The organism is Bacteriovorax sp. PP10, assembly GCF_035013165.1.
Taxonomy (GTDB): Bacteria; Bdellovibrionota; Bacteriovoracia; order Bacteriovoracales; family Bacteriovoracaceae; genus Bacteriovorax; species Bacteriovorax antarcticus.
Genome location: NZ_JAYGJQ010000001.1, coordinates 668,671 through 694,306, shown reverse-complemented (window position 1 = coordinate 694,306; position 25,636 = coordinate 668,671). Strand labels below are relative to the sequence as shown.

At 38.9% G+C, this 25,636-nt stretch carries 26 protein-coding genes; 9 read left to right on the top strand and 17 right to left on the bottom strand.

Translation table 11 applies throughout. The annotated features are described in order from the left end of the window. Complete coding sequence (locus SHI21_RS03390) at positions 1-2,664, bottom strand: helicase-related protein (RefSeq protein WP_323574712.1); 2,664 nt, start codon at positions 2,662-2,664, stop codon at positions 1-3. 48 nt (positions 2,665-2,712) lie between these two features. Continuing rightward, positions 2,713-3,924 carry a M20/M25/M40 family metallo-hydrolase gene (locus SHI21_RS03385; RefSeq protein WP_323574711.1) on the bottom strand — a complete coding sequence of 404 codons (1,212 nt, stop codon included), beginning with the start codon at positions 3,922-3,924 and terminating at the stop codon, positions 2,713-2,715. A 145-nt stretch (positions 3,925-4,069) separates the two neighbouring features. Between SHI21_RS03385 and SHI21_RS03380 the strand changes: the two genes are divergently transcribed. Next, positions 4,070-5,059 (top strand): NAD(P)H-dependent flavin oxidoreductase, encoded by a 990-nt coding sequence (locus SHI21_RS03380; RefSeq protein ID WP_323574710.1) that lies wholly within the window; start codon positions 4,070-4,072, stop codon positions 5,057-5,059. Here the strand turns inward: SHI21_RS03380 and SHI21_RS03375 are convergent. Continuing rightward, entirely contained in the window at positions 5,047-5,709 is a 663-nt protein-coding gene (locus SHI21_RS03375; RefSeq protein ID WP_323574709.1) for a transposase, read from the bottom strand. The genes SHI21_RS03380 and SHI21_RS03375 overlap by 13 nt on opposite strands. 97 nt (positions 5,710-5,806) lie before the next feature. Between SHI21_RS03375 and SHI21_RS03370 the strand changes: the two genes are divergently transcribed. Together SHI21_RS03370 and SHI21_RS03365 are read left to right on the top strand one after the other, a co-directional pair. Beyond that, positions 5,807-5,950, top strand: coding sequence for a hypothetical protein (locus tag SHI21_RS03370; RefSeq protein ID WP_323574708.1), 144 nt, complete (start codon positions 5,807-5,809; stop codon positions 5,948-5,950). 105 nt (positions 5,951-6,055) lie between these two features. Continuing rightward, a complete protein-coding gene (locus tag SHI21_RS03365; RefSeq protein WP_323574707.1) occupies positions 6,056-6,715 on the top strand; it encodes a hypothetical protein in 660 nt (219 codons plus the stop codon). A gap of 45 nt (positions 6,716-6,760) precedes the next feature. Here the strand turns inward: SHI21_RS03365 and SHI21_RS03360 are convergent, their stop codons facing one another. The 3 genes from SHI21_RS03360 to SHI21_RS03350 form a co-directional block, all read right to left on the bottom strand. Beyond that, positions 6,761-8,797 (bottom strand): M3 family metallopeptidase, encoded by a 2,037-nt coding sequence (locus tag SHI21_RS03360; RefSeq protein WP_323574706.1) that lies wholly within the window; start codon positions 8,795-8,797, stop codon positions 6,761-6,763. A gap of 8 nt (positions 8,798-8,805) precedes the next feature. Further along, entirely contained in the window at positions 8,806-9,249 is a 444-nt protein-coding gene (locus tag SHI21_RS03355; protein ID WP_323574705.1) for a hypothetical protein, read from the bottom strand. A gap of 241 nt (positions 9,250-9,490) precedes the next feature. Further along, entirely contained in the window at positions 9,491-10,045 is a 555-nt protein-coding gene (locus SHI21_RS03350; protein ID WP_323574704.1) for a metal-dependent transcriptional regulator, read from the bottom strand. A 183-nt stretch (positions 10,046-10,228) separates the two neighbouring features. Between SHI21_RS03350 and SHI21_RS03345 the strand changes: the two genes are divergently transcribed. Together SHI21_RS03345 and SHI21_RS03340 are read left to right on the top strand one after the other, a co-directional pair. Beyond that, positions 10,229-12,052: a hypothetical protein gene (locus SHI21_RS03345; RefSeq protein WP_323574703.1), complete on the top strand. Its 1,824-nt coding sequence runs from the start codon at positions 10,229-10,231 to the stop codon at positions 12,050-12,052. A gap of 9 nt (positions 12,053-12,061) precedes the next feature. Continuing rightward, positions 12,062-12,787 (top strand): polyprenol monophosphomannose synthase, encoded by a 726-nt coding sequence (locus tag SHI21_RS03340; protein ID WP_323574702.1) that lies wholly within the window; start codon positions 12,062-12,064, stop codon positions 12,785-12,787. Here the strand turns inward: SHI21_RS03340 and SHI21_RS03335 are convergent. Genes SHI21_RS03335 through ahcY form a run of 3 tightly spaced genes read right to left on the bottom strand, consistent with a single transcriptional unit; the run spans position 12,784 to position 15,202 of the window. Beyond that, positions 12,784-13,455 (bottom strand): hypothetical protein, encoded by a 672-nt coding sequence (locus SHI21_RS03335; RefSeq protein WP_323574701.1) that lies wholly within the window; start codon positions 13,453-13,455, stop codon positions 12,784-12,786. The two genes, SHI21_RS03340 and SHI21_RS03335, sit on opposite strands and share 4 nt — an antisense overlap. After that, on the bottom strand, positions 13,452-13,898 hold the full coding sequence (gene rpiB / locus SHI21_RS03330) for a ribose 5-phosphate isomerase B (RefSeq protein WP_323574700.1): 447 nt from the start codon (positions 13,896-13,898) through the stop codon (positions 13,452-13,454). Before rpiB ends, SHI21_RS03335 begins: the two co-directional genes overlap by 4 nt. A gap of 8 nt (positions 13,899-13,906) precedes the next feature. Next, a complete protein-coding gene (gene ahcY / locus SHI21_RS03325) occupies positions 13,907-15,202 on the bottom strand; it encodes an adenosylhomocysteinase (RefSeq protein ID WP_323574699.1) in 1,296 nt (431 codons plus the stop codon). An 88-nt stretch (positions 15,203-15,290) separates the two neighbouring features. Here ahcY and SHI21_RS03320 point away from each other — a divergent pair, with 88 nt between their 5' ends. The 3 genes from SHI21_RS03320 to SHI21_RS03310 are packed head-to-tail and all read left to right on the top strand — an operon-like array spanning position 15,291 to position 17,823. Further along, positions 15,291-16,238 carry a phosphotransferase gene (locus SHI21_RS03320; protein ID WP_323574698.1) on the top strand — a complete coding sequence of 316 codons (948 nt, stop codon included), beginning with the start codon at positions 15,291-15,293 and terminating at the stop codon, positions 16,236-16,238. Between the two features lie 12 nt (positions 16,239-16,250). Beyond that, on the top strand, positions 16,251-17,615 hold the full coding sequence (locus SHI21_RS03315) for a THUMP domain-containing class I SAM-dependent RNA methyltransferase (RefSeq protein WP_323574697.1): 1,365 nt from the start codon (positions 16,251-16,253) through the stop codon (positions 17,613-17,615). Between the two features lie 49 nt (positions 17,616-17,664). Continuing rightward, a complete protein-coding gene (locus tag SHI21_RS03310) occupies positions 17,665-17,823 on the top strand; it encodes a hypothetical protein (RefSeq protein WP_323574696.1) in 159 nt (52 codons plus the stop codon). A 69-nt stretch (positions 17,824-17,892) separates the two neighbouring features. Here the strand turns inward: SHI21_RS03310 and SHI21_RS03305 are convergent, their stop codons facing one another. From SHI21_RS03305 to SHI21_RS03285, 5 genes are all read right to left on the bottom strand, one after another. Next, on the bottom strand, positions 17,893-18,723 hold the full coding sequence (locus SHI21_RS03305) for a hypothetical protein (protein ID WP_323574695.1): 831 nt from the start codon (positions 18,721-18,723) through the stop codon (positions 17,893-17,895). A 51-nt stretch (positions 18,724-18,774) separates the two neighbouring features. Beyond that, a complete protein-coding gene (locus SHI21_RS03300) occupies positions 18,775-20,487 on the bottom strand; it encodes an acyl-CoA dehydrogenase (RefSeq protein WP_323574694.1) in 1,713 nt (570 codons plus the stop codon). 129 nt (positions 20,488-20,616) lie between these two features. Beyond that, on the bottom strand, positions 20,617-21,162 hold the full coding sequence (locus SHI21_RS03295) for a hypothetical protein (RefSeq protein WP_323574693.1): 546 nt from the start codon (positions 21,160-21,162) through the stop codon (positions 20,617-20,619). Positions 21,163-21,380: 218 nt separating this feature from the next. Beyond that, a complete protein-coding gene (locus SHI21_RS03290) occupies positions 21,381-21,941 on the bottom strand; it encodes a hypothetical protein (protein WP_323574692.1) in 561 nt (186 codons plus the stop codon). A gap of 356 nt (positions 21,942-22,297) precedes the next feature. After that, entirely contained in the window at positions 22,298-22,846 is a 549-nt protein-coding gene (locus SHI21_RS03285) for a TIM44-like domain-containing protein (protein ID WP_323574691.1), read from the bottom strand. A 355-nt stretch (positions 22,847-23,201) separates the two neighbouring features. Here SHI21_RS03285 and SHI21_RS03280 point away from each other — a divergent pair, with 355 nt between their 5' ends. Beyond that, a complete protein-coding gene (locus SHI21_RS03280; RefSeq protein ID WP_323574690.1) occupies positions 23,202-23,519 on the top strand; it encodes a hypothetical protein in 318 nt (105 codons plus the stop codon). On the opposite strand, the gene SHI21_RS03275 is transcribed toward SHI21_RS03280, so the two are convergent. Genes SHI21_RS03275 through SHI21_RS03265 form a run of 3 tightly spaced genes read right to left on the bottom strand, consistent with a single transcriptional unit; the run spans position 23,516 to position 25,633 of the window. Continuing rightward, positions 23,516-24,412: a class I SAM-dependent methyltransferase gene (locus SHI21_RS03275; RefSeq protein ID WP_323574689.1), complete on the bottom strand. Its 897-nt coding sequence runs from the start codon at positions 24,410-24,412 to the stop codon at positions 23,516-23,518. The genes SHI21_RS03280 and SHI21_RS03275 overlap by 4 nt on opposite strands. Next, positions 24,405-24,677 carry a hypothetical protein gene (locus SHI21_RS03270; RefSeq protein WP_323574688.1) on the bottom strand — a complete coding sequence of 91 codons (273 nt, stop codon included), beginning with the start codon at positions 24,675-24,677 and terminating at the stop codon, positions 24,405-24,407. Before SHI21_RS03270 ends, SHI21_RS03275 begins: the two co-directional genes overlap by 8 nt. Beyond that, positions 24,674-25,633 carry an SAM-dependent methyltransferase gene (locus SHI21_RS03265; protein WP_323574687.1) on the bottom strand — a complete coding sequence of 320 codons (960 nt, stop codon included), beginning with the start codon at positions 25,631-25,633 and terminating at the stop codon, positions 24,674-24,676. The genes SHI21_RS03270 and SHI21_RS03265 overlap by 4 nt, the downstream gene beginning before the upstream one ends. Positions 25,634-25,636: the final 3 nt, after the last annotated feature.

Below are 25,636 nucleotides of genomic sequence, written 5' to 3'. Positions count from 1 at the left end.
CTACTTCTTAGGCTTTCCAGCGAATTTTCTCTTCTTAGAAGGTTTCCCTTGGCGGAAGTTTTCTTTCGTTGATCCAACAGCAGAAGCTAAGTGCGATGGTCTATCGCCGCCTTTTCCAGGAGGACCTCTTCTATTCATAGGTGGTCTTCTTGTAAAACGTCTTTGTTGGAAACACTCTTCACAGATGGCGAATTTCGCTGTATCTGGAAGTTTGGCCCCACATGAAGAACATGACGGCGTGATCTTATCCGACAGTAGAATATTTAGTTTATCAACTGCTGCCAGTTTGTTTTCTAAAAGATCTTTTTCATCGAACTCGAAGTTTTTGCCGTTAAAGTGACGAGCTAACCATTGGTATAACTCAACACACTTAATAGTCGTTTCAAGATAATCAATTTCGTTTGAAGCGAAGTTGATGTGTTCGTTTTTAATAATATCAGCTGTTACGTATTTCTTTAGCATCCATACGTAGTATTGAACGTGCTCTAATAAACCTAAGTTAACTGGAGCGCAGGCAAAACCAAAAATCTCAGCTGAAGATAAAACATTGTTGCTGTCGATATCTTCTACCGTTTCAGCAAGCTCGATCATTTCCTTAAGCTCTACACAGTAAAATGGCTTCGTGAAAGTCATTGTGTTGAAGAGTCTTAAGAACTCAGACAATCTTAGAATTGGAAGATTGTTACTAGATAGTGCATTGTTAACTTTTGTAAAAATATCTAAATCCGGACCAACCATACTTTGAGTTTGTTGATCTAGAGTCGATGTTAATGCGTCTGAAATTTCAGCAATACCATCTTCAACTTTTTGAAGACATGTAACACCACCGACAGGGAAGCGTTGGAAACGTCCTGCTCGACCGGCGATCTGCTTAATCTCACTTGCAGTAATCGGATACTCTTGTGAGTTGATATGTTTTGTTAATGTCGAAAATACAATTCTCTTAATCGGTAAGTTCATACCCATTGAGATGGCATCTGTACTAACGATAACGTCAGTTAAACCTTTATCAAACTTGCGGGCCTGCTCGCGGCGAACTTCCGGAGATAACATCCCGTAGATGATCGACACTTTAAAACCAACTTGTTCTAGATCGTACTTATACTTAAGAGCGTTTCTACGAGAAAAAACGATAAGAGCATCACTCTTTTGAAGTTGAGCAAGTGTTATAGGTTTATCTTCCACCACTAACTCAGTCATACGTGTATAGTTTCTGACTTCGAGTTCATCTCCACAAAGCTCAGTAATCTGCTTAATTAAATTTAATACTGATCCATCACCACAAATATGAACTTCGTAAGCATGAAGGTTAACAAGAGCACGTGTCCACGCCCATCCTCTTTGCTTATCAGTGATCATTTGAATTTCATCGATAACTGCGCAAGTAAACTCTTCGTTTAGTTTTGCCATCTCGATTGTTGATGAATAGTGAGTTGCACCTTCAACTTCGATAACTTCTTCACCTGTTAGTAAAGTCGTCTTCGCACCCTTGGCATTTAACGTATCGTAAAGCTCGGCAGCTAGAAGTCTAAGTGGGGCAAGGTAGCAGCCTTTTTGAGCGCCAGCTAGAGCTTGGATCGCGTGATAAGTTTTACCAGAGTTTGTAGGCCCCATATGGTAAATAATCTTGCGGGGGATTTTTCTCGCGTGCGAGTGAATCCAGAACTGTCCTAAATACTCCTGAAGAATGTTCGATGAAATATCTTTTCTCTTCAGAACTAAAATAGATTTAATTAATTTTTTGAATTCAGCAACCAGGTACTTTTCATGTCTCCAGATGTTGCTTGAAAGTTGTTTAAAAAAGCGGTGGTACTCTTCATCGCTGACTAAGTCAGGAGAAAGACCTTCTTCAGATAAATGGCGGTGGAAGTAAAGGATCAGGTTATTAGCGTGATCTTTAGCAAGCCCGCTTGGGTATGTGAATGTTTCTTCCGTCATCACTTTAATTTGTGATTCAAGACGATTTAGAGACGATTTCTTTAAACGAAACTGTGCTTGTTGAAATTTCTTATCAAGGGATCTCAACATGTTTTGGTAGATAACAGTTACGTCAGCAATTGCATCACCTTTTTGTGAAGCAATTTGCTCTTCGATCTTAGTTTTTGTTTCTGTAATAGCGGCAGAACATTCTTCAAAGATCACTTCACGAACGCGAGTTCTGTAATCAGCAAGACAGGCCACACACTGACAAGTCAGGTTTGAAGTTTTAAGTTCAAGGTTGAAATTTTCTTTAACAAGTTTTTGCGTTTCAACGTGGTTAACTTCTTTACCATCAACCCACTTCTTTAAAACAGCATAATGCAAATCTAGAACAGCAGGAACAAGTCCCCCATCCTGACCGAAGAAGAAAATTTCTTTTTCAGGCATTAAGCAGTCATCAACGAAGATTGTCGAAACGACATTTTCTCTTTGCAGGAATTCGTAAAAGTTTACGTATTCAGTATTGAAGATTGAAACCAGCGATGGATATGTTTTAAAAACATTCCAAAGTGCTGTTTGAGTTTTTTCAACGAAGTTTAAAACAATTTCCGCATCTTCATTTGTACGAAGATAGTCGTCGTTTTCTGCGAAAGAATGGATTTTGATGAGGGTCTTGCGTTCAGTATCAAGAAGGTTTCGAATTCCTTGATAATCTGGAAGGGCGGGAAAATCAGTCGTGCTCAATAAAAATTCCTTTTTAGTAGTTCACGACTGATCATATCACTAACAGTCTTATCGGTCTAATTCTACGACGAAAGCTACTGCCATTTTTGCAAACTTTGCAGCATGGCTAGCGTTTCCACCAGAAACACTCAAAGTGTCTCTTGCAGTGTGAATGTTATGGTTCATATCATTCATTCTTGCTTCGAATGGCATAGAAGCTGGATAACCTTGTGCGTTCCATGAAGCGTGGTCAGAACATCCGTATCCACATTTGTCATATCCCCATTTGATACCTGGGACATATTTATCAATGATTGTTCCAACGAAAGCGTTTTGTTGCTCGTTAGTATAATCTCTCATCATAACGATATCTAAGTCTTTTGTTCCCTGGAAGTTCGTCATATCAAGTTGCATTACACCAATAACATTTACACCTTTTGTCTTAAAGCTTTTTGCAATTTCTTTTGATCCTAATAGACCAACTTCTTCTGCTGCATAGGCCATAAACTTAATTGTCTTTTCTGGTTGGTATGAGCTGTCAGCTAGGATTCTGATAACTTCAGTGATTGTTGAAATTCCTGAAGCATTGTCATCAGCACCTGGCGCTGTTGCTGCTGCTCCACCAAAAGACCCATTGATTGAATCCTGGTGACCGCCTAAAACGATTGTCTCATCAGACTTGCCCTTAAGCGTTAGAATAATTGATGGTTGATCCCAAGCTGAGTGAGGGAAATATTCAACGGTTGCATCTGTTCTGTTTTTTACAAGAGCAGTCCAAGTTTCTTTGATGAAAGCAGCTGATGCTTTTCCAAATTCACCTTTGTAGTAACGATTTTTAAATGAAGAAAGTTTAGTGATCGTCGCTAGAATGTTTTCTGCTTTCACTTCATTAATAAGAGGCTTAACAATCGCTTCTTGAGTAAGTGAGTAATCAGCAAATGTGTTGTTCTTAGCAAATAATTGAGCACCTGATTGAGAAGCTAGTAGCTCCATCGCATCAGCTTCATCATCATGTTGCATGAATCCACCACAACGGTTGAAGTTTTTATGCATCAACATTGAAAGCCATGGAATCGCTTCTTCATCGATCTTGATAATACTGATTCCGTCTTGAGTACTAATTTCCTCAACGCGGTTTCCGAATGTCTTCTCAGAGAAGTTAAGAGCATCTCTATCAATTGAAATGTAGACTTGTTTTTCAGCAGCGAACGCTGTTGTTGTAGTAAGAGTCGGGATAGCAGTCATTGCCACTGCCAAAGATACCATTTTAAAACTTTTCATAATCTAATCCTTTAGTCGGTAATCATCCTTGATTAAGAAAAGTTTGGTACTTTTAGTAGCTTTTGTCTAATTTTCTATCCTTTTCTTCTCTTACTTCTTATCATTATTTTGACACCCCCACCGCAAAACCCCTTAAGAGGATCGTATGATTTCAACTTGGATCACTAAAACTTTTGATATTAAGTACCCAATTATTCTCGCTCCCATGTTCCTTGTATCGAATAATAAAATGCTGATTGAAGCTTATAAAAATGGCTTCATTGGATGCATTCCCTCTCTGAACTACCGCACTCCGGCCGAATTTGAAGCTGCCATGTCAGATCTTCGCACGCAATGTAACGGGAAATTCGGAATTAATCTCATAGTAAATAAGTCAAATGTTCACTTGAATGACCATTTGGAAGTTTTAAAAAAGTATCCACCAGCATTCGTGATCACTTCACTTGGGTCGCCAGAAGCGGTTATCAATGCACTTAAGCCATTAGGCGTAAAAATTCTTTGTGACGTTGTTGAAGTTGAATACGCGAAAAAAGTTGAAAGTCTGGGGGCCGATGCTTTGATTGCAGTTAACTCAGGTGCCGGCGGACATGCTGGAAACATCTCTCCTTCAATCCTTGTTCCCATGCTTATGAAAGCAACAAAGCTTCCAGTTATTTCAGCTGGTGGTGTAGGAACAGGAGCAGGACTTCTTTCAGTTATGGCCCTAGGTGCAGAAGGTGTTTCAATCGGATCTCCTTATATCGCAACAGTAGAATCTGGTGTTTCAAAAGAATACAAACAAGCAGTGGTTGATTTTGGTGCTGCTGACATCGTTATGACGACAAAAATTTCAGGAAGCCCATGTTCTGTTATCAATACTCCTTATGTAAAAAAGATTGGAACTGAACAAAATTTTGTTGAATCTTTTTTGAACCACAATAAATCGATTAAAAAATATGCCAAAATGCTGACTTACTATAAAGGAATGAAAGCTGTAGAAAAAGCCGCATTCGCAGCGACTTATAAAACCGTTTGGGTTGCTGGTCCTTCAATTGAATTTTCTCATGCAATTGAAACAGTCGAAGCGATCACAAAACGAATCATTTCTGAATACGAAGCCGCCTACAATACCCTAGTTGAACGTCAAGTCAGATAACTTATACTTTTAAAATAGATCTCTCCCGGACTCAAAACCCTATAGAGATCTATTTGGAAGACCTTTAAAAACTCACTTTTTTGAATATCTGCCCAAATCTTTTTTGCTTCTTTCGGGTATAAAATATTTAATTTTTCTTCAGCAATCATTGAATTAAATAGATCAATCTGGGACTTAGTCCTCTTATGCTTAATCCCATTACTAAAAATATAATGAAGAACATTCTTTAACTGTCTTGGCGAATCAATCACTCTCAAGTGATAACGATTTTTATAAACTGCACCTTTCGTTCTCTTAATTTTATTAATGGCCTTAGCAATTGTAATCCCAAAGGCCTGCATCCCCTTGTGCAGAATCTTATTATCCATACTCTCCACTAACAAATGAACATGATTATACTCCAACGTATAATGAACGATTTTCAATCCCTTCAACCTTGCCCTCCTAATCGCATTATGAAGGGCCTTCAGAATTCTTTTATTTTGGATATCTGCCTTATTCTCTCTAACCTTAATAGTGAGATGAAGAGAGCTTGGTTTTTTCAACCTGAATCTTTTAGTGTGACGGATTCCTGAATCGTGAATGGCAGGCCTTCCTGCTCGCTTAGGGTTTAATAAACTTAGCTGGGTATGTTTTCTTAGTTTCTTCATTGATTGCTCCTGATCTATCAATGTGCAATTAAGGCAGATAAGCAATGATCAGTAAGTTTATGAAATCCGGGATTGCATTTTATAAAATGAGAAAAAAATGAGAACTGGGTATCAGAAGATGAAAGGTAGAGTATCCATCGCCAGTCCAAATTCATGGAACAGAGGTGGCACTTCATCGAAATTTAGTGGAGACGGCTTCGTTGCAGAAAGACAAACGACAATGTCACAATCATCAGTATAAACACAGCTAAGTGCATGAATAAACTACTCGAAGCAATATATTACTTATAAATCGATTAGATTGGACGATAAGCTGTTAGATCTAAAAATCACTCAGTGGAGACTTATGAAATACACAACATTGCTCTTGTTAACTTTAGCAGTTTCAAGTTGTTCAACTATGAACAACTCACCAAAGACATACCGTCAAACATCCTCTGAAGTAAACGATTTCTCAATTTTCTATCTTGATTCTTCATACACTAAAAATGGTGTTGGTTATTTTTCACTAGAACCACATTACACTCCTGGCAGTCTAACTCCAGGTGGAAAAGTAAACACTGAAGGCGAAAAGGTCATCGTAGATCTATCTAACGAAATTGGAGCTGATCCAAAAGATAAAGATGCAAACGACGCAAGAGCAATCTGTGATGGTGAAGAGAAAACGAGCGGATGGTATGTGGCCTTACTGGCAAGTGCTCAAGTAGACAAACTATCGTTTGAAGATATGAAGGCATTTGTAGATAACGATGTTGTCAATAACTGCCAGTCAATGGGTGGAGAGATCATCAAAGTAGATGGTAATGAAATAAGTGTTATCTCTGAATCAAAAGGAACTCGCGTAAGACAAAAGGGAGCGGGAACTTTTTCTAAATGGGTTCCGGAAAAAAGAAATTGCTATCATTACAAAGTCGCTGTGAAATGCGATATGACTGGTAGAAAAAAAGAAATTCTAGAAAAAATTGAGCTTATAAAAGAAATTGATAAAAGATCTATGAAGCATTAAGAGAACTAAAGGCCCCATAAACCTATGGGGCCTTTAGATTTTTAATTATTTATGTAGTAGGCCAGCTCTTCTCAATAAAGCATCCGGATTAGGCTTTTGCCCTCTGAAAGCAACATATAAATCCATCGGGTGTTGGCTTCCGCCTTTAGATAGAACGTTGTCTCTGAATTTCTTAGCGACTTCACGATTGAAGATCCCTTTCTCTTTAAAGAATTCAAAAGCGTCAGCATCTAAAACTTCTGCCCATTTATAAGAGTAGTAACCTGCAGAGTATCCACCAGCAAAAATGTGTGAGAACGCAGTAGAAATACTTGTCCCTTGAACCGCTGGAAGGAAATCCATTTTCCCCATGCTGTTTGATTCGAAAGCTTCGATATCAGTAATTGAAGCAGGGTTAGCCGAATGCCATGCCATATCTACAGTTGCAAAACTTAATTGTCTTAAAGTCGCTCTACCTTCAAGGAAGCTAGAAGAATCTTTAATCTTTTTGATAAGCTCAGCTGGGATTTTTTCTTTCGTTTCAAAGTGCTCAGCAAAAAGGTCAAGACACTCTTTTTCGTATGCCCAGTTTTCTAGAATTTGTGATGGAAGTTCAACGAAATCCCAGAATACGTTTGTTCCTGAAAGGCTTTCGTATTTTGTATCAGCTAGCATTCCGTGAAGAGCGTGACCGAATTCGTGGAACAGAGTTGTCACTTCATCGAAACCTAAAAGTGATGGCTTTGTTGCCGTTGGTTTTGTGAAGTTACAAACGATAGCAACGTGTGGACGAACCTGAACACCTTGATCTACTTTTTGTCCTCTGAAACTTGTCATCCAAGCTCCGCCTCTTTTACCTGCTCTTGGGTGGAAGTCAGCGTAAAATACTGAAACGTGTTTTCCATTTTCATCAAGAACGTCGTAAGTTTTAACATCTTCGTGGTACACAGGAATGTCAAAACGTTGTTGAAAAGTTAGTCCGTAAAGATTTTTTGCTACCTGGAAAACTCCATCAATAACATTTTCAAGTTTAAAGTATGGACGAAGCATTTCGTCGTTAACTTGGAACTTTTCGTTTTTTAGTTTTTCAGCGTAATAACCAGTATCCCACTTTTGCAAGTCTTCAACTCCATCAAGCTTCTTAGCATAAGCTCTTAGCTCTTCCGTTTCTTTGATCGCTGCAGGAGTCGCGTGGTTAACAATGTTTTCGATGAACTCAAAAACTGTTTTTGGGTTAGAGGCCATTCTCTCTTCTAGTACGAAGTGAGCGTGAGACTCGTAACCTAAAAGATTAGCTTTTTGGTGTCTAAGAGATGCGATCTCTTTAATGATTGCTTTGTTATCAGTTTCGCCGTCTTTAAATCCTTTTGTAGAATTTGCCAGCCATAATTTTTTACGTAGCTCGCGGTTAGAAGCGTGAGTTAAAAATGGAATCACACTTGGGTATTGAAGCGTGAACGCCCACTTACCTTCGTGGCCTTTTTCTTTTGCTGTTGTCGCTGCAGCTTCAGCGACATCTTCTGGAAGACCTTTTAAATCCTCCTTATTATCAACTAACATTACATACTCGTTAGTTTCCTTAAGAATATGATCACCGAATTGAAGACCTAATGTCGAAAGTCTTGAAGAGATCTCTCTCATCTTTTCTTTTTGAGCATCATTTAAAAGGGCCCCATTTCTTACGAAACTCTTATAGCTTTTTTCTAAAAGCATTTTTTGTTCAGCTGTTAGATTGAAGTTATCTTTGTGATCCCAAACTTTTTTGATTTTCTTGAATAGATCAGCATCTAAGCTGATGTCGTTTCCAAAATCTGTCAGTAGTGGTGAGAATTCTTTTGCGATCTCTTGGATTTTATCGTTTGTTTCTGCTGAGTGCAGGTTGAAGAAAATTCCTGAGATTAAATCCACTTCAGGGCTTGCTGCTTCAAGAGCTTCCATAACATTTTCAAAAGTTTCTGGAGCTGTATTAGCTTTAATCGCAGCGATTCTTCCTTTTGCTGTAGCGATTGCTTCTTTTACTGCTGGAAGAAAATCTTCTGGTTTAATTTCATTGAAAGGCACTGTTTCAAATGGTGTTGTGAATTTTTTTAATAAAACGTTCATATCTTCTCCTAATTAACTTTTAACTCGTAACTTATATTTTCTTGTCCTTCAACGTCCCTATACAATGATTGCGGGAGGCCCAAGGTTTTACTTTTTGAGGCAAGATCATTGGTGATTTGGGCAATCTGAACAGACTCTCCCTTTTTCACATTCACTTCGCTGCTGACTTTCATGCGGTATATTTCGCTATAAGAAAAAATGAGTTGATAAATACCCGACTCGGTTTTTCTACATTCAATATAAAGCGATCTGCCCTCAAGCTCAAGTGTTCCAGGTTTGCCTGAGCCAAGTAATATTTGAGAAGTTGAAACTTCCTGCGTTGAACGCGTCCCCGCTCTCGCACTACTCGCTCTTCCTAAACGAAAATCTCTAGTATTAATTTCTTTAGTTTTCGTTGTCTTAAGTTCCAGCTGACACTGTTGTGCCTGAATACTTTCAGCAACAGAGGGCATCCCTGGCTCACTTATTAAAGTGTACCTCTTTGAAAGGAATTTCTCTAATAGCTTTGATCTATCGGTCGATGTCAAAACATCGAAGCAATTTTGTTCGGGGCGTGGGAAGACTTTTTCTTTGGGCAATAAGAGGAATGCTAGATTTTGTTGTGCCTCTTTCAGATTGGTCGTTTGTTCGAAACAATAACTAACCAAATCTTCAGAGGCGTAAGACGGGAAACTTAAAACAATAAATAGAAGACTACTTATCAGTCGGTAAATGGCTGTCGCCTTTTTGATTGTGCATAAAATCGTCAGCAGAAGTGTACGAACATAAATCTAATGTCGTTTTAAACTGGAATGACTTTGGTAACTGACCATTTTTTGCCATGTCTTCACATGAACAAGCAAGAGTCTTCATGAAGTTAAAAAACCTTTCACTCGTTTGCGAGCTCATTAAATGTTCCATCTGACATGAATCGAATTCAGCTGTTTTCTCATCAACTCCAACGAAGTCTCTAAGGAAATAAAACAGAAGAGTTCTTGATGATAAAATACGGTGAACTTCGTCGTGACCTAGATCTGTTAGAACAACAAATTTACATTCGTCTTCTTCCTGAATCAGTCCTTTCTTTTTTAGATTGTTCAACATTGTCGACACAGATCCTTTTGTAAGATCTAAATCTTTTGCAATGTCAGTCACTCTAGCGAATCCTCTATTTTCTTTCAATTTGTGAATCGTCAGAAGGTAGTGAACCATTGAGTGAGATAGGTCATTTTCGTGATTGTCTTTTGGATCAGGTGTTTTTGTCATCATACTCAAATTTGTATCAATCAAACACCGTAGAGTCAATTAGGCAAAAAGCCTACAAAACAAGGCACTTAACTGTGCCTATCGGGCCTCATTTTACCCCTATAAACCTATGTTTTTATAAGGCCCATAAATAGATCCTTTTTTGCCGAGGGTTCAAACTATGACAATGGGTTAAAATAAACACATATGAAAACCTTAAATCTAGCTCTGATAATCTCGCTTTTGACCATTCATCCTGGAGTGGCGTGGTCGATTACTACAACGACCAACGAAACTGATACAAACGCAAAGTTATTAGAAAATGCGCGAGCTTCACGAGAAGCAGTTAATGCTAAGGATCCAGGGGCCTCGACTCAGCAAATCCATGCTGTCGGAACAGGACAAGCGACTCCCACGACTGGAGCGAATCTTACCGATCAGGAAGTTCAGCTTAAAGACAATTATATTCACCAGGGTTTGGCCAATCAGATCATCACTCAAAACTGTTCTGGAAAAGATGCAGCTATTTGTAATGGTGAAGCTGCCAGCCATAAATTTTTAGGTGTCGATACGAATATGGTGAAAGCTGTTGCTCAGGCCTATGCTCTTTTTGGGGCCATTGCTGGAGACAGCATGGGAAAAATTTCTTCTAAAGCAGAAGTTGCAAAAAAAACTGCGGCCGATGCAAAAACAGCTTCTGCAGAAGCAAATGCTAATTCAACAGCAAACGATAATACTTCTACTACTGAAAATTCTAATACCGCATCAACTGATAAAAAATCTGAAACATCAGCTGAAGAAGATAAAGTTACCGACTACTGTAAGTACATTCCAACTGTCACAGAAGGTGTGGCCACTGCAGTTCAAATGGCCAAGAGTAAAGAACTCTCTGGTGATGAAATTGGAAATGGTGACACTGCTCAAAGAGACTCGTTATTAAAAGCTGCAAAAAGCCACGACTCTCGAGCGAAAATGGCCCAAATACAAGCGGCCGGATGGTTTGGTGGAGCAGCTTGCTACGCCGTCAATGCAGCATTACCTAATGGATGGGCAATAGATAAAAACCTCGTCATTAAAATGGGTGCGGCCACTTTACTTGGAGCTTTTTATCAAAGTGAAGTAGGGGCCAATAAAGAATACGCAGATAAAACGAGAAAGATTGCGAACTCACTTCCAGGTAAAGGAGATTGTAATCCGGTCACGGATAATCTTTGTTACTGCTCTCAACCAACAACAGAAAATGATCCAACTTATTGTGCAAAAGGGTTGAGTAAAAAAGCGATCGCGGCCACTTCATATCGAATTGCTTGTACAGATGATCATTTAAAAATCGATGCGACTTGTGCTTGTGAAAAAACGAATACATGTTTTGATACTTATCTTCAAACTCAGGGTGAAGGAAATCTGGACCTGGGTGGTTTAGGATATTCTAATGCTCCTTTTACAGCAGTACGCGCTCTTGCTCGTGGAGAATTATTAGGAAGTACAATCAATACAACTTCTACTGATGCAACTTCCGCGATAGCGAAAAAAGGCCTACGTGATGTTTCAACGAAACTTGATAACAATGGAAACTTAACTAAAGATCAAAAAGCGATGGCAGACTCAATGGTTGCCAAAGGAATTCCTGCCAACGTCGCTTCACTTATGGCACAGGGACAAGTGAGCCCAAGTGCATTTAACTCTGCGATGGGAAAAATTTCAGGAGCAACAAACGGTGTTACACTTGCTTCTGCGGCCCCTGGAAGAGGATCTAATATTGTCGATTTCTCAGGTGGAAATGGACTTGGTTACAAAGGTGCAGTGAAGGCAGCTGGATCAAATGGAGCTGAAGAAATTTTAGCAAAATTAAAACCGGGACAAAAAGCTCCGGCCAATTCAAAAATTTTAGAATTCGCTCAAAAAGCAGAAGGGCAAGCGAGACAAAACGGACAGATCAGAAAAGAAAATGATACTCCTTTATTTGAGATTATTTCTCTTCGCTACCAGACGTCAGGAAGAAGACTTCTGGAAATTGACTCTAGCAACTAAAGGACTCACGTGTTCGATCAGTCTGTAGTTATCATTCCAACTTACAATGAAGCGCTCAATGTTCATTCAATGATCGAGCGCTTATTCCATTTATACCCTGATATCTCAATCCTCATTATCGACGATAATTCGCCCGATCACACCGCGAAAGTGGTCGAGGGGCTACAAGACAAGAACCCCAACCTTTTTTTGCTTAAACGCGAGGGAAAACTAGGTCTGGGAACGGCTTACCTGGCAGGCTTTAACTGGGCACTGATGCGCGACTTCGAGTATATCGCTCAAATGGATTGTGACTTCTCTCACGACCCCTCTGATATCAAAAATCTACTGAATGCCCTTATCAAGTCAGATCTGGCGATCGGCTCTCGTTACAGTGAAAATAAAATCAGAACGAAGGACTGGCCGGTGCATCGCCTGGCGCTTTCTTATATCGCCTCTTTCATGTTCAGGACTTTTACTGGAATGAAAATTAAAGATATGTCCGGAGGCTTCAAGGCCTTTCGTCGAACGACACTAGAAAAGATCAACATGGAAAACGTCGTGTCTAAAGGCTATGTTTTTCAATTTGAAATGAATTATAAAGTGCATTCACTGGGACTCAAAGTTGTTGAAGTCCCGATCATCTTTTATCAAAGAATGTTAGGTGTCTCTAAAATGAATAGCGGAATCATGGTCGAGGCCGTGAAGGTATTCATCTATCTAAGATTCAAAAAAATGATGGGAACTCTAAACTAGCGAACCAGCGTTTTACGAGAGAAAACTTCATCGTTTAACGGGTTGTACATCATCAGAACTAAAATCCAATAAAACACAAATTCAAAGACAATATGTCTTAGAGTTGATGGGATAAAGCTCATCAAAATAGCAGCAACAGCGTATGCGGCCGTTTGAGTGTAGCGTGGAAGTGGAATCGCAAAACGATTCACGAAGTTTTTAATTTTATCCAGGCGAGAGTAGAAGAATGGCAGCACGATAAAATAAAGTGTCGCTAAAACTTTAATCCCTAGAGTGAAAACAACATCAGTGAATTCAAATCCGGCAACAACCAAGTGGCGAAGGTTCATCTCCCCCATTGAATTTCTAACGGCGATAAATTCTGGAGTCTGGTAATTAAAGATAACCTGGCCCCAAGAAAGTTCATCCATCGCAAATACTAAGAATACAAATCCTGAAACAATTGAGCATGCAGCAAATACTCCGCCTCTAAAAGGCTTAAGAATGCTGGCACGATAAAAGCACATTGCTGAAGCAAAAAGTAATGTACAGATAATGAGCCACTGAAGTGGGCCACCTTCACGAGCAAGAACCGTTTCAAAATAGATTGGATTAGTGCGTGCGTAGAACATATAGAAAAATATCAATACAACAAGTATTGGGTACATTAGCTTCTCAAAAAATTTCAACAGTCTTCTCCTAGATCAGAAAATTTATTCAGGCGATCAGTGTGTCTGCCACCTTCAAAACTATTTTCAAACCAGCTCGATATGATTTTTTTGATTTCTTCTTCAGTATTGAATCTAGCGCCTAAGCACAAAACGTTAGCGTCGTTATGCTTGCGGGCCATTTCTGCGTCTTCAGGAGTTCTGCAAAGAGCAGCTCTGATTCCTTTAAAACGATTGGCAACTATAGAGACACCAATTCCCGATCCACAAAGAAGAATACCTTGAATGTTTTGTGTGACGACTTCATGACTTACTAACTTTGCGTAGTCTGGATAATCAACTCTATCGCATGAGTGAGTCCCGACATCGATGACTTCGAAGTTTTGAGATAGAAGGAGACGTTTAACCGTCTCCTTCATTTCATATGCTGCGTGGTCTGAACCAAGTGCAATTTTTTTCATCATTATATTTCTTAGTATCTGTAGTGGTCTGGTTTGTATGGACCTTCAGCTTTTACACCTAGGTACTCAGACTGAGCAGATGTAAGAGTATCAAGAACAACACCAATTTTTGCTAAGTGAAGACGAGCTACTTTTTCATCTAAGTGTTTTGGTAGAACGTAAACTTCACATTTGTAATTTGCGTGGTTAGCCCATAATTCCATTTGTGCCATAACTTGGTTTGTGAACGAGTTAGACATTACGAAAGAAGGGTGACCAGTTCCGCATCCAAGGTTAACAAGACGTCCTTCAGCAAGAACGATTAGTTTCTTTCCTGATGGCATTACGTATTGATCAACTTGAGGCTTAATGTTGATTTTTTTACCAGTCTTATTTAAGTAAGCAACTTCGATTTCAAGGTCGAAGTGACCGATGTTAGCAACGATTGCTCCATCTTTCATCATTTCCATGTGCTTACCAGTGATAACATCACGGCATCCAGTAGCTGTTACGAAAATGTCTCCAAGCTTTGCAGCGTCTTCCATTTTCATTACCTGGTAACCTTCCATTGCCGCTTGAAGAGCGCAAATTGGATCGATTTCAGTGATGATAACTCGTCCGCCTAATCCTTTGAAAGATCCTGCAGATCCTTTACCAACGTCACCGTAACCAGCAACAACACAAACTTTACCAGCGATCATTACGTCAGTTGCTCTTTTTACAGAGTCAACTAGAGATTCGCGGCATCCGTATAGGTTGTCGAATTTTGATTTTGTTGTTGAATCGTTGATGTTGATAGCTGGAACTTTAAGTTGTCCCTTCTTCACCATATCGTAAAGTCTATGAACACCTGTAGTTGTTTCTTCTGAAAGACCTTTGATTTCTTTTAGTAGTTCAGGAAATCTATCGTGAACCATAACAGTTAAATCACCACCGTCATCAAGGATCATGTTAAGTGCTGAACCGTCTGCCCATTTAAGAGTTTGTTCAATACACCAGTCGAATTCTTTTTCTGTCATTCCTTTCCAAGCAAAAACCGGAATTCCTGCAGCAGCGATTGCAGCAGCAGCTTGGTCTTGAGTTGAAAAAATATTACATGATGACCAACGTACTTCCGCACCAAGTTCAACAAGTGTTTCGATAAGAACTGCAGTTTGGATTGTCATGTGTAGACATCCAGCAATTCTTGCTCCTTTAAGTGGTTTTTGTTTTCCGAATTCTGCACGAAGTGCCATTAGTCCCGGCATTTCTACTTCAGCGATTTCGATTTCTTTACGTCCCCATTCTGCCAGCGACATATCTTTTACTTTATAATCTGTAAAGGCCATAATTCCCCCTAGTGGTTTTTTGATTTTATAATAGAATTTACTGGGTCACTATAGCACTCAAGAACAAAGCTCACAAGGTAATTTAGGTATGGCAAGTTACACACAAATAACGCTGGAAGAAGCACAAGAAATATTGAAGCTCTACGGTCGGACTAATGTTGTCAAATGCACGCCGCTGTCTCTAGGAATATCTAATTCAAACTACCGCGTTGATTTGGAAGACGAAGTTGTTTTACTTAAAATCTCCAATGATAAAAACCAGGCGCAGCTCGCTGATGAGCAAGCGATTCTGGTGTATTTAAAAGAAAAAAATTATCCGTATTCACTAAAACCATTTCCACTTTCATCGGGTGGTTTCATTTATAATTACGCTCAATATTTTGGCGTGTTGTATCCATTCGTTGAAGGAATTCCACCAGGACCTTCTGACTACACTTGCCAAGAAGTTGGTAGAGCAATGGCCGAACTGCACAACATTAAACACGACCCAAAATGCTTAGCGAAATTACGCCCTCATGAAGCAGTGGGTTTTGGCCCTAAAGAAATATTAGACTATATCCAAACACCGGGCTGTCCTCCTGACTTTAAGGCCTCTTTTGAGACCCTTTACCCGGATAGCCTTTCAGGCTTCATGAACGCTAACTTTGAAACAGGCATCATCCACGGGGACCTTTATTACGACAATACCCTCTTCGATCATAACAAAATCAGCACTGTGCTGGACTTTGAGCAGGCCGGAATCGGCGAATACATCCTCGATCTGGGGATCTCAATATCAGGGACTTGTTTAGAGAAGGGCCGAGTTATAACTCCGCTGGTCAACTCATATCTTGTAGGGTATGAATCAGTCAGAGCACTCACACCGAATGAAAAGAAATTCTTGGATCAAGCGATTACCCTAGGCCTCCTTTCAATTTCACTATGGCGAATCAAAAGATTCTACGAGAGAGATCTCAACCCACTGATGAAAGACTCTTATCAGGATTTGTTGGTGCGTGCGCTTCACTATTTCGAGATGAGAAAAGAATTAAATTAAGGAAAGACCAAGATGAGTAAGTTCCCGCCAAAAAAAGATGGCTTCAAAAAAGACTACAGAAAAGAAAGATTAGACCGCGAAAAACGCGAACCTAAAAAACATAGTGACGTAAAAGACACTCCAAGACCGAAAGTTAATGCTGAAGGTGTTAAAGAGTTCGATCAAGCAACATTCTTTGCTTCATGCCCGCGTGAAGTTGAGCATCTTCTTGAAAAAGAAATCAGAGATCTTGGGATCACAAGAATTGAAGTTGAAAAAGGTGGAGTTGCTTTCAAAGCTGAAATTGAACAAGCACTAGATGTTTTATTACAATCTCGTGTCGCTTCAAGAGTTTTCAAAGAGCTTCAAGTTTATACAATCGCAAGTGAGAAAGATCTTTACGCTCGCGCGAAAGAAAAATGGTGGGATAAAGTTTTCACTGTTAACCAAACTTTCAAAATCAACACACTATTTGACCGCGAAACAAAAGAGAACTTCTCTAACTCAATTATCTTCTCGCAACTTTTAAAAGATGCGATCGCTGATAACTTCAGAGAGAAATTCGGAGAAAGACCAAGTGTTGACACTGGAAGACCAGACATCACTTTCCTTCTTCGCGTAGAAAGAAAACAAGGAACAGATTTATACAACGCTCGTATCTTAGTTGATATGTGTGGAGAGCCTATTTCTAATCGTGGTTACAGAGAAGAGTCTCTTAAAGCTCCGCTTAGAGAGAACCTTGCTGCTGCCATTATTTTAACAACTGACTTTGATCCAGAAAAAGATATTTTTACTGATTCAATGTGTGGAACAGGAACGCTTTTAATTGAAGCGATTCTTATGAAAGCAAAAGTGGCCCCTACATACTTAAAGATCAGACAGTTTATTGAAAAGAAAGTTCCGGTTTTCGATTTCATTAAACACCCATGGTTCACAGTAGATAGAAAAGCTGTGAGAATATTCGAAGAAAAAGCGATGGCGATTTATAACCATTCACTTGCTGCTCTTAACGAACTTCAATCAAGACAATTTTTTGGATTTGATATTACAGAACGTGCGATGGAAACTACTCGTATCCATTTACACAATGCTATGATCGATCAACAAATTGTTACGTTAAATAAGCGTGATGCTACCAAAATCACACCGATGGATGATCCTCCGGGAATCGTTATCTGTAACCCTCCTTATGGAGAGCGTATGGGTGAAGAAGAAGAGTTGAAGCAACTTTATAAAGATTATGGTGAGAACTTAAAACATAACTTTAAAGGATTCAGAGCTTACGTTTTCACATCGAACCCAATGCTGAGAAAATGTATTTCTCTTGGGACTGCTTCAAGACATACGTTTTATAACGGAAGTTTAGAATGTCGCTTACTGAAATATGAACTTTATTAGATAAAAAATAAAAGGCCCCAATAGGGGCCTTTTTTATTTTGGGATTTTTATGAACTTATTAGAAGATAAAATTGATACAGGCCTGATGCTTTGCTCTTTCGTATTCTTTTGTCTTTCGTACTTTTTTCCAGGGCACGAGTTTCATCTTTTAATCGTGAGCTTTTTCTTTGCTGCTCTCAAACTCTACAGAGACTACAAACTTAAATAATCAGTAGCGGGCAAAACTCTTAAAAATTAAATAGTAAAAATGCAGCTGCGGCTGCATTTTTTTTGCCCGCTATTGCGAGCTTAACTTTTCAGACAACTTCATCGCCAAATTCGGCGAAGCATACTTCAAAAATGTAATCGGGTTAATGATCTTATCAAAGTGCTTTGAAGACTTTGAAAAGAAGTACGACGATACATCAGAGTCTTTTAAGAAAATCGTGTGACCTTTATTCGAGAATTTTCTCGAGATGTATTCTGAATCAAGAAAACAAACTTCTCTGATCATGAAATTCTTTGCCACGTAGATGATGATGCAATAGTCAGAAAGATCGACAAGCGTCTTCTTAATCTTTACACCTTTAGGAGATGAAGCATCACTCCACTCAACTTGAATCTCAACTCTCTTACCTTCACCCATGACGAAATCGAAACCACGTTGTGATGTCGACTTCACTTGTTTCAGACCGAAGATACATTTTGCGTACCATTCACCTAATTGAGTTGGAAGATTTTTTCCGTTAAGAAGAATCTGTTCAAAGGCCAGGATTTCATATGACTTATTGATAAGCCCGATTTGATCCAGGATAGATTTATTGTTTGGAACATAAACGATAGAAATTTTCTTAGCGTCTTTTTTAAGAAGCTTTCTTGAGAATTGCTTCTCATACCAAATTTGAAAATTTTCATTATTTGAAAGTTCAAATGAATCATAGACAAAACCTACTCGCAGAAGCGAGTAGATGTCTTTTGTCTCTGGTAATCTTTTTTGTAAGTATTTAAAGGGCGCGAAGTCTTTACGGTCTTCGCTCATGATAAAGTATTCATCTTTATCATAGTCACTACTGCCATGAGTAGATGACGAGAAGAGTTTGATCTCTTCGCTTATTTTCTGAATGTCCATTTTTAGCTCAATTTTAAAAGTATAATCAAGCCTAGTGTAACACTAAAGGGATCAAACATTCAATTGCGATAAGTCTTCTTTGAAATTCAATATCGTTTGAGCGATACCTGCATTTCTAACAAGTTGCTGCTGAACGAAGAATCTAAAGTCGACTTTTTTGCTCTGGTAATAGTCTTTATCTTCTTGTCCTTGAGCTGATGGAGTTGCTGCAACTGCTTCACACGCACCTTCAAGTAATAACCAAGACACAACTAAGTTCGCAGAGAAATTTAAAAATGCTTGCGAGTTAAAAAGGATCGCATCAAAGTTATTAGCTTTTGCTAACGCTCCGAAGTTCGCAAGAATCTCTTGTGCCTTCTGAAGATTTTTTCCAAGCACTGCTACTTCTTCCGGGAACTCGGCCGCTTCTTTACGGGCCATAGTTTTTTGGATCTTCGCTCCAATTCCCATGAATGTTTTCGCGTTATCTTTTAAAACTTTTCTCATCGTGAAGTCCATCGCCTGAATAGCGTTAGTCCCTTCATAGATTGAAGCAATTTTTAGGTCGCGGGCAAATTGCTCAATTCCGTATTCAGAACAAAATCCGTATCCACCGTGAGTCTGGATTGCATCAACAGCAACGTTGAAGCCTTCATCAGAGCAGTATGATTTACAGATTGGAGTAAGGAATGCGATTTCAGCTTCTGCTTGAGCGTCACCTGCGTGAGCTTTATCGAACTGGTCACCAGTGTAAAGAATTAAACTTCTCATCGCACGAGACATTGATCTCATCTTTAAAAGAGTTCTCTTAACATCTGGAAGAGTGATGATTTCTTTTCCGAACTGTGATCTCTCTCTCGCGTATTGCTCAGTTAGCATATAAACCATATTGGCCTGTGCTTCACCTTGAACACCACAAAGAAGGCGAGCTTCGTTCATAAGGATGAACATATTCGTCATACCTTCGAATTCTTTTCCAATAAGAACACCTTCGCATTCTCCTTTAGATCCAAAAGTCATTTCACAAGTCGCTTGACCGTGGATCCCCATTTTCTCTTCGATTTTTGTACAAACAACATCGTTTGTTTTTCCATCAAGACGAATCTTTGGAACGATGAAAAGAGAAAGACCTTTTGTTCCAGCTGGAGCTCCAGGAGTTTTAGCTAAAACTAAGTGAACAACGTTTTCATATAAGTCGTTATCTCCAGAAGAGATAAAAATCTTGATACCTTTAATTTTATAAACATTAGATCCTGCTGGAGTTGCTGTTGAGATAACTGCACCAACATCACTTCCCGCTCCCGGTTCAGTTAAACACATTGTCCCACCCCATAATCCACTGATCATGTTTGGCACGTATGTATCTTTTTGTTCCTGAGTCCCTACTTTTAAAATTACATCCATTGCTCCACGAGAAAGTCCCGGGTACATAGAAAAAGCAACGTTTGCTCCGTTCATGATTGACTGACAAGCAAGTGACACTGGATGTGGAACTGGCATACCACCAATATCTTCCGGGTACCCAATTGCGTGCCATCCGTTTTCATAATATTTTTTCATCGGTGCTTGGAATGATTTTGGAGCAGTTACTTTTCCGTTAGCTAGTGACACACCTTCGTGATCGCCTAGAGTTCTTGTCGGGTAAACTTCTTTTTCGATGAACTTATTGCACTCGTTGATGATGTCTTTCATATCATTTTCAACGATGCCTGGAGTTTGTTGAATCTTAAGAACGTTAAAAAGGTTGAAATAGATATCTTTTAGGTCTGTTTTGAACTGAGCCACGCTAAACCATCCTTGATTTATGAATTTGAATTACAATCATTATAATCCAAAGTTGACAAAAAAAAAGAGGACCAGATGGTCCTCTTCATTTTATTTTTAATAAATCTTGATCTAAAAAGTTTTTTAGGACTAGTAAGCTACGTTGTACAAATAAGTAACCTGTCCATTAACCTGTTGAACAGAAACTGGGTTAACTTGGATTGGGTATCTAGTGTCAATTGTGTAAATCACACCAGAAGTTGTTCTAATGTAATAAGTAGCACCAGTGTTATAAATTGCTCCAGCATATGAGCTATTAATGTAAGCTTTCAGTTCATTTCTTTTTGCGGCCAAATCAACTCCACTTGCTAAAATAGGAGTTCCATAGCTTGAGTTATTATTCGAGCTATTGTTAGAAGATGAACAATAGTAGTATTTAATTCCAAGCCAACCAGTCTTCAATTCACAGTTATTTGATGCTGTTGTTGGTGATGTTGTTGCAAATGTATATCTTGCAGTTGGAGATGGTGTTGGAAAATAATTTGTGCTGTTATCAATAATAGTTCCTAACTGAACTGCAACTTGGTCGTTAAGTGTGATGGCACTGCTTGAAGAACCAACTGCTCCTGACGACTTATCTTTTCCACATGAAACTAATGAAGCTAAAACCATAAGTGATAATAATAAATTTCTCATAACGTCCTCCCTAAAGGCGTAATCGATTTTCAATTCGTATGTATTAGTAAGAGCAACAGTCGTGCCAATAAGGCATTCAAGCATTCAGCAGAGTTAGAGGTTTTCCCAATGAAGTGTGTGAACATTTTACAAACAGGTGTCTAAACTTTAGACGATTTTAGACAAAAAAAGAGGGCCATCAATGGCCCTCGAATATTTTCTGTGAATGTTTTTATTAACTAGATAGCTTGGTAGAAATACTCAGTCTGGTAACCATTGCTTACTGCAGATGGGTTAGCCTGGATTGGGTATCTTGTATCGATTACGTAGTAAGCACCAGATACTTGGATGTAGTATAAAGTACCAGCGACCTGAATGTTAGATGCACTGTTTAGCAGCGCAATTAACTCAGCTTGCTTAGTTGCAATGCTTACATCAGAGTGTCTTACTGTTCTACCTGTGCTGTATTGGTAAACAACAGTTGGTCTTTGAGCTGCTAGTGCATTCCAAGTTAAACCAGTAGTAGTCGATGTAGATCCTGAAGATCCATAACAGTAGTTAATGAATCCCCATTTCGTTCCACAAGTTTGGTTAGATGATGCTGAAGAGTAAATCAGACCTTCACCGAAACCAGCTGCCGGGTTATTGATTCTCGTTACAAGTTCTTGTGCATAAGGATTGCTTGTTACAAGTGGGTTCGAAACGTTTACAAGGCTTGTTGAGCCAGATGAAACTTTGTTGTCTTTTCCACAAGAAGCAAGAGTAGCTAATACCATAAGTGATAATAATAATTTCTTCATAACGTCCTCCCTAAAGGCGTGTGTGATTAAATCGTTTGGTAGTATAAAAGCAACAGTCGTGCCAAAGATGTGAGTAATGTTTTTTAGGGGTTAGGAAGAAGATCCTGAAAGTGTGTGAACATTCTACAAACACCTGCCTAAACTTTAGACGATTTAAGCAAGTGTGAAAGATTAGCTAGATCGCTTGATATAAATATTCTGTGTATGACGTTGATTGGATTGCTGATGGGTTGGCCTGTATTGGGTATCTAAAGGCACCCGACACTTGTATATAGTAGAGAGTACCTGAAATCTGAATGCTGGTAACACTATTAAGGAGCGAGGTCAGCTCACTTTGTTTAGTGGGGATCACAACATCAGTGCGTGTTGTGTTTTTTCTTAAGTTTCTCGAAAACTAATTTTCCGTCAATAAACTTCTCCCAACCATTTGCTTGAGTAATTTCGAAAAGCTTCCATTCTCCGGCCTGTTTTCTAAAAGTCCAGAATTCTCTAAAATCAGAATAATTCTCTAGAACAACCTTCCCTTTGCGAAGTGTTTGATCATTTGCAACAGCATCAAAACAAACTGTGAAGATATCATTGTTATCATTTAAATAGTTTTTGAAATCTACAATGAAAGCATCCAGGATTTCCAGCTCCGAAAATGAATATCTTTCGCTTTTTTTTATTTGTTTTTCAATTTCCTTTTCCCAACCTAGATAGAATTTGTAAGCTAGAACTTCTCTCAAACCTTCCAGTTTATGCATTCCTTTTAAATTCTGAATATACATAAACCGATCCTTAGAAAACTTAATGAGTTTTTCCTCATCCCATTCTGGTTCATGCTCTTTCATTCTTTGAAGTGCTTTTTGAACTTTTTTTGTTCTTTTCGCAATTCTGTAATTCATGTATGCATTCAAAACCATACATACCACCAAAGCACATATAGAGATTAAAAGCTTGGATGGCCCAACTTCACCTCTCCCACTACCTCCAGTTTTGGCATAAAGCTCAAAACTTACAAGGGTTAAAAATAGAGTATAGAGAGAGGGTTTAAGAAGAAATTTCATTCAAACGGATTCCTAAATAAATGAATGTGCTTCACATTAGTATAAATTAGGTTTAACTGAAATCAAGGTGGTAGATTTTTTTCTTAAAAAATTTTGAGAATTAGATTTTACTTTTCTTAAGCTTTCGAAATCGAGTCTTTCTTGAATCAATAGCTTATCCGACGATAACTGTGTCGAGACATGAATACTGATTTTATGTTAAACTTAACCAATGAGCGCACGCATGTTTGAAAATCAATTATTCGATCACTGGCTACAGCAAAAAAGTCAGGAAATCTTATCTAAGATGGATAAGGAAAAAGTCACGACTGAAGACATGCTGATCTTAACTCTTAAAGCTCAGACAAATCATTTTCATCATATGGATGTTGAATTTAGAGAAGAGTTCAAAAAAATTGATACTCGTTTTGATAAACTTGAAAAGAAGTTTGATCAAAGACTAGACCGTATGAATACCTTGCTAATGTGGGGCTTTGGTCTAATCTTCACTTCAATGCTTGGCCTTTTTATCAAAACCTTCTTGGGCTAGTTCTTCTTAAATATAAGAATCTTCAACCCTTTCTCCTGATCATCTTCCATCTCACTAAAGCTCGAGTAGAACTTATCTTGAAAGGTAAACTGATTAGCATGCTCTTCAAACGCACTAATTAAAAACTGACTATCAAGATGAGGTGAATTCAAACACGCCATCACAATCCCGTCTTTAGCAGTCATCGTATGAAGTCTTCTGATAATTTTATGATAATCGCGCTCAGCTTTAAAGCTGTCGCCTTGATTAGTCGGAGGATCAATAATGATTAAGTCATATGGCCCTTTGCGAGCGATCGCTCCAAAAGATTTCATAATATCATGAGGAAGAAACTTAACAGCTCTCTTATCAATGCCATTTAATAGATGGTTTCTTTCACCAACATTTAGCGCCGGTTTACTCGTATCAACATTTACAACCTGAGTAGCTCCACCTTTAAGGGCAGCGACTGAAAGTGAGCATGTATATGAGAAAAGATTTAGTACGCTTTTTCCTTGTGAGTTGTTGCGTACGTATTCTCGTCCGATGGCCATATCTAAAAAGAAGCCAATGTTCTTAGCGTTTTTTAAATTCACCAGGTATTTTTCGGACTTTTCCACAGCGTGAGTTTCACCGACTGCAGTTCCTGAAAGGACTTCAACGTCCTCGCCTTTGCCGTATCTTTTTTGCAGTAGAATAGATTCAAACTGCAGACCTGGTACTGACTTTAATGTTTCCACTAGCGAAGCTTTCTCAGCTTCATCAATTTCTTTATAAGTCGTAATTAAAACAGCGGGTGGATAAAGGTCAATTGAAAGGTGCTCGAACTCGGGCCACTTCTTTCCTCTTCCATGAAATAAACGTACACACTCGCCAGAAACTTTTGGGATATTTGATGAAATAGTCTTAAGCATTTGTTTGCGCCGGTGGTTGAGTTTTACCACCAAAGATTTTATATCTTAAATAGAAAGTAATGATGATTCCTAAAACTAATCCAATAATCTGACAAAGAACTAGCTTTTGCATTGAGTACATAACATCTGGCTCGCAGTTAACTCCAAAATTTACTGGTGCTGTGACAAGTTGTTTAACAATCCATGGACCTACAAAAGTCATAAGCGCAACGCCAATGATCCCACCGATAAAAGCGATGTTCAGGTTCTTGTGGAAATTCTTCATTTTGATTCCTTTGTATTAATCCAAGTCACTTCGTGTTTATTACATGAAAGATGCACAACTCTCGATCCAGGAATCGCTTTAAATTTAAAAAGCGTTTCAAAGTCAGTCGGCTTTTGAAATTTAATTGTGCAGGCGAAATTATCAACCAGACCAGACTCTCTCCAGCGGTTCACAAGTTCTAAAAGTTTATCCGGGTAACAGATAATATCTGAGAAAAACCAATCAAGGTGTCCCACGTGCTGAGGTCTTAAACCAAAAGCACTTTCTTGTTTAAATTCGATATTAGGAAGGGCCGCAATTTTTGGATCAAGTGGTGCTTTATCAACACTCACAACATTTGTTCCAACAGTCTGAAGAACCCACGTCCATCCACCAGGGCAACTTCCAACATCGATCGTCTTCATTCCTGCTTCTGGCTTGTAACCGTAAAGTGTGAAGAGTTCCCAAAGTTTTAAGTAAGCGCGTGAAGGAGGATTGATTTTATCTTCGTTGAATTCGATTTCACCAAAAGGCAGCGGACAAGTCGTCTCAGGAGTCAGGATCATTTCTGCTTCAGACAAAAGAGCGAAACAGCCAATCGTTGTTTTTGGAATTTCTTCCAGAAAGTCGTATCTTTTTATTTTGGCAGAAGGCACCTTATCTAAAATGAGTTCGGCCCTTCTATGGTTATTTATTGAGTAATGTGACCAGCGACGGGCCTTCGATTTCAAGAGCTCCGCAGCATGATTGATTGAAGTGTATGGGAGTATTTCTACTCGAAGCCATGTATCTTGAGCAAAGACGACATCTTGCGCCTCTCCTGCACAGATAAACAGTCTTCCGTGTTGAGAAAGTATCTCAATTCCCATCAAACCAAGCTCGATTTTGAGATCGGCCTCGAAGTCTTTTGGTGCAAGGTATCCTGTTAATGTCTTTTCTAAATTGATTTGGCCCATATGTACGAAAATTGATACCATAGG

Bases quoted from the DNA above. Each gene is read 5' to 3' on its own strand.
- SHI21_RS03265 (WP_323574687.1), bottom strand. From the start codon at position 25,633: ATGGTATCAATTTTCGTACATATGGGCCAAATCAATTTAGAAAAGACA.
- rpiB (WP_323574700.1), bottom strand. From the start codon at position 13,898: ATGATGAAAAAAATTGCACTTGGTTCAGACCACGCAGCATATGAAATG.
- SHI21_RS03290 (WP_323574692.1), bottom strand. From the start codon at position 21,941: ATGAAGAAATTATTATTATCACTTATGGTATTAGCTACTCTTGCTTCT.
- SHI21_RS03355 (WP_323574705.1), bottom strand. From the start codon at position 9,249: ATGCCCTCTGTTGCTGAAAGTATTCAGGCACAACAGTGTCAGCTGGAA.
- SHI21_RS03385 (WP_323574711.1), bottom strand. From the start codon at position 3,924: ATGAAAAGTTTTAAAATGGTATCTTTGGCAGTGGCAATGACTGCTATC.
- SHI21_RS03315 (WP_323574697.1), top strand. From the start codon at position 16,251: ATGAGTAAGTTCCCGCCAAAAAAAGATGGCTTCAAAAAAGACTACAGA.
- SHI21_RS03305 (WP_323574695.1), bottom strand. From the start codon at position 18,723: ATGGACATTCAGAAAATAAGCGAAGAGATCAAACTCTTCTCGTCATCT.
- SHI21_RS03350 (WP_323574704.1), bottom strand. From the start codon at position 10,045: ATGATGACAAAAACACCTGATCCAAAAGACAATCACGAAAATGACCTA.
- SHI21_RS03275 (WP_323574689.1), bottom strand. From the start codon at position 24,412: ATGCTTAAGACTATTTCATCAAATATCCCAAAAGTTTCTGGCGAGTGT.
- SHI21_RS03280 (WP_323574690.1), top strand. From the start codon at position 23,202: ATGAGCGCACGCATGTTTGAAAATCAATTATTCGATCACTGGCTACAG.
- SHI21_RS03380 (WP_323574710.1), top strand. From the start codon at position 4,070: ATGATTTCAACTTGGATCACTAAAACTTTTGATATTAAGTACCCAATT.
- SHI21_RS03270 (WP_323574688.1), bottom strand. From the start codon at position 24,677: ATGAAGAATTTCCACAAGAACCTGAACATCGCTTTTATCGGTGGGATC.
- SHI21_RS03370 (WP_323574708.1), top strand. From the start codon at position 5,807: ATGAGAACTGGGTATCAGAAGATGAAAGGTAGAGTATCCATCGCCAGT.
- SHI21_RS03365 (WP_323574707.1), top strand. From the start codon at position 6,056: ATGAAATACACAACATTGCTCTTGTTAACTTTAGCAGTTTCAAGTTGT.
- SHI21_RS03360 (WP_323574706.1), bottom strand. From the start codon at position 8,797: ATGAACGTTTTATTAAAAAAATTCACAACACCATTTGAAACAGTGCCT.
- SHI21_RS03295 (WP_323574693.1), bottom strand. From the start codon at position 21,162: ATGAGAAATTTATTATTATCACTTATGGTTTTAGCTTCATTAGTTTCA.
- SHI21_RS03310 (WP_323574696.1), top strand. From the start codon at position 17,665: ATGAACTTATTAGAAGATAAAATTGATACAGGCCTGATGCTTTGCTCT.
- ahcY (WP_323574699.1), bottom strand. From the start codon at position 15,202: ATGGCCTTTACAGATTATAAAGTAAAAGATATGTCGCTGGCAGAATGG.
- SHI21_RS03320 (WP_323574698.1), top strand. From the start codon at position 15,291: ATGGCAAGTTACACACAAATAACGCTGGAAGAAGCACAAGAAATATTG.
- SHI21_RS03285 (WP_323574691.1), bottom strand. From the start codon at position 22,846: ATGGTTTTGAATGCATACATGAATTACAGAATTGCGAAAAGAACAAAA.
- SHI21_RS03375 (WP_323574709.1), bottom strand. From the start codon at position 5,709: ATGAAGAAACTAAGAAAACATACCCAGCTAAGTTTATTAAACCCTAAG.
- SHI21_RS03345 (WP_323574703.1), top strand. From the start codon at position 10,229: ATGAAAACCTTAAATCTAGCTCTGATAATCTCGCTTTTGACCATTCAT.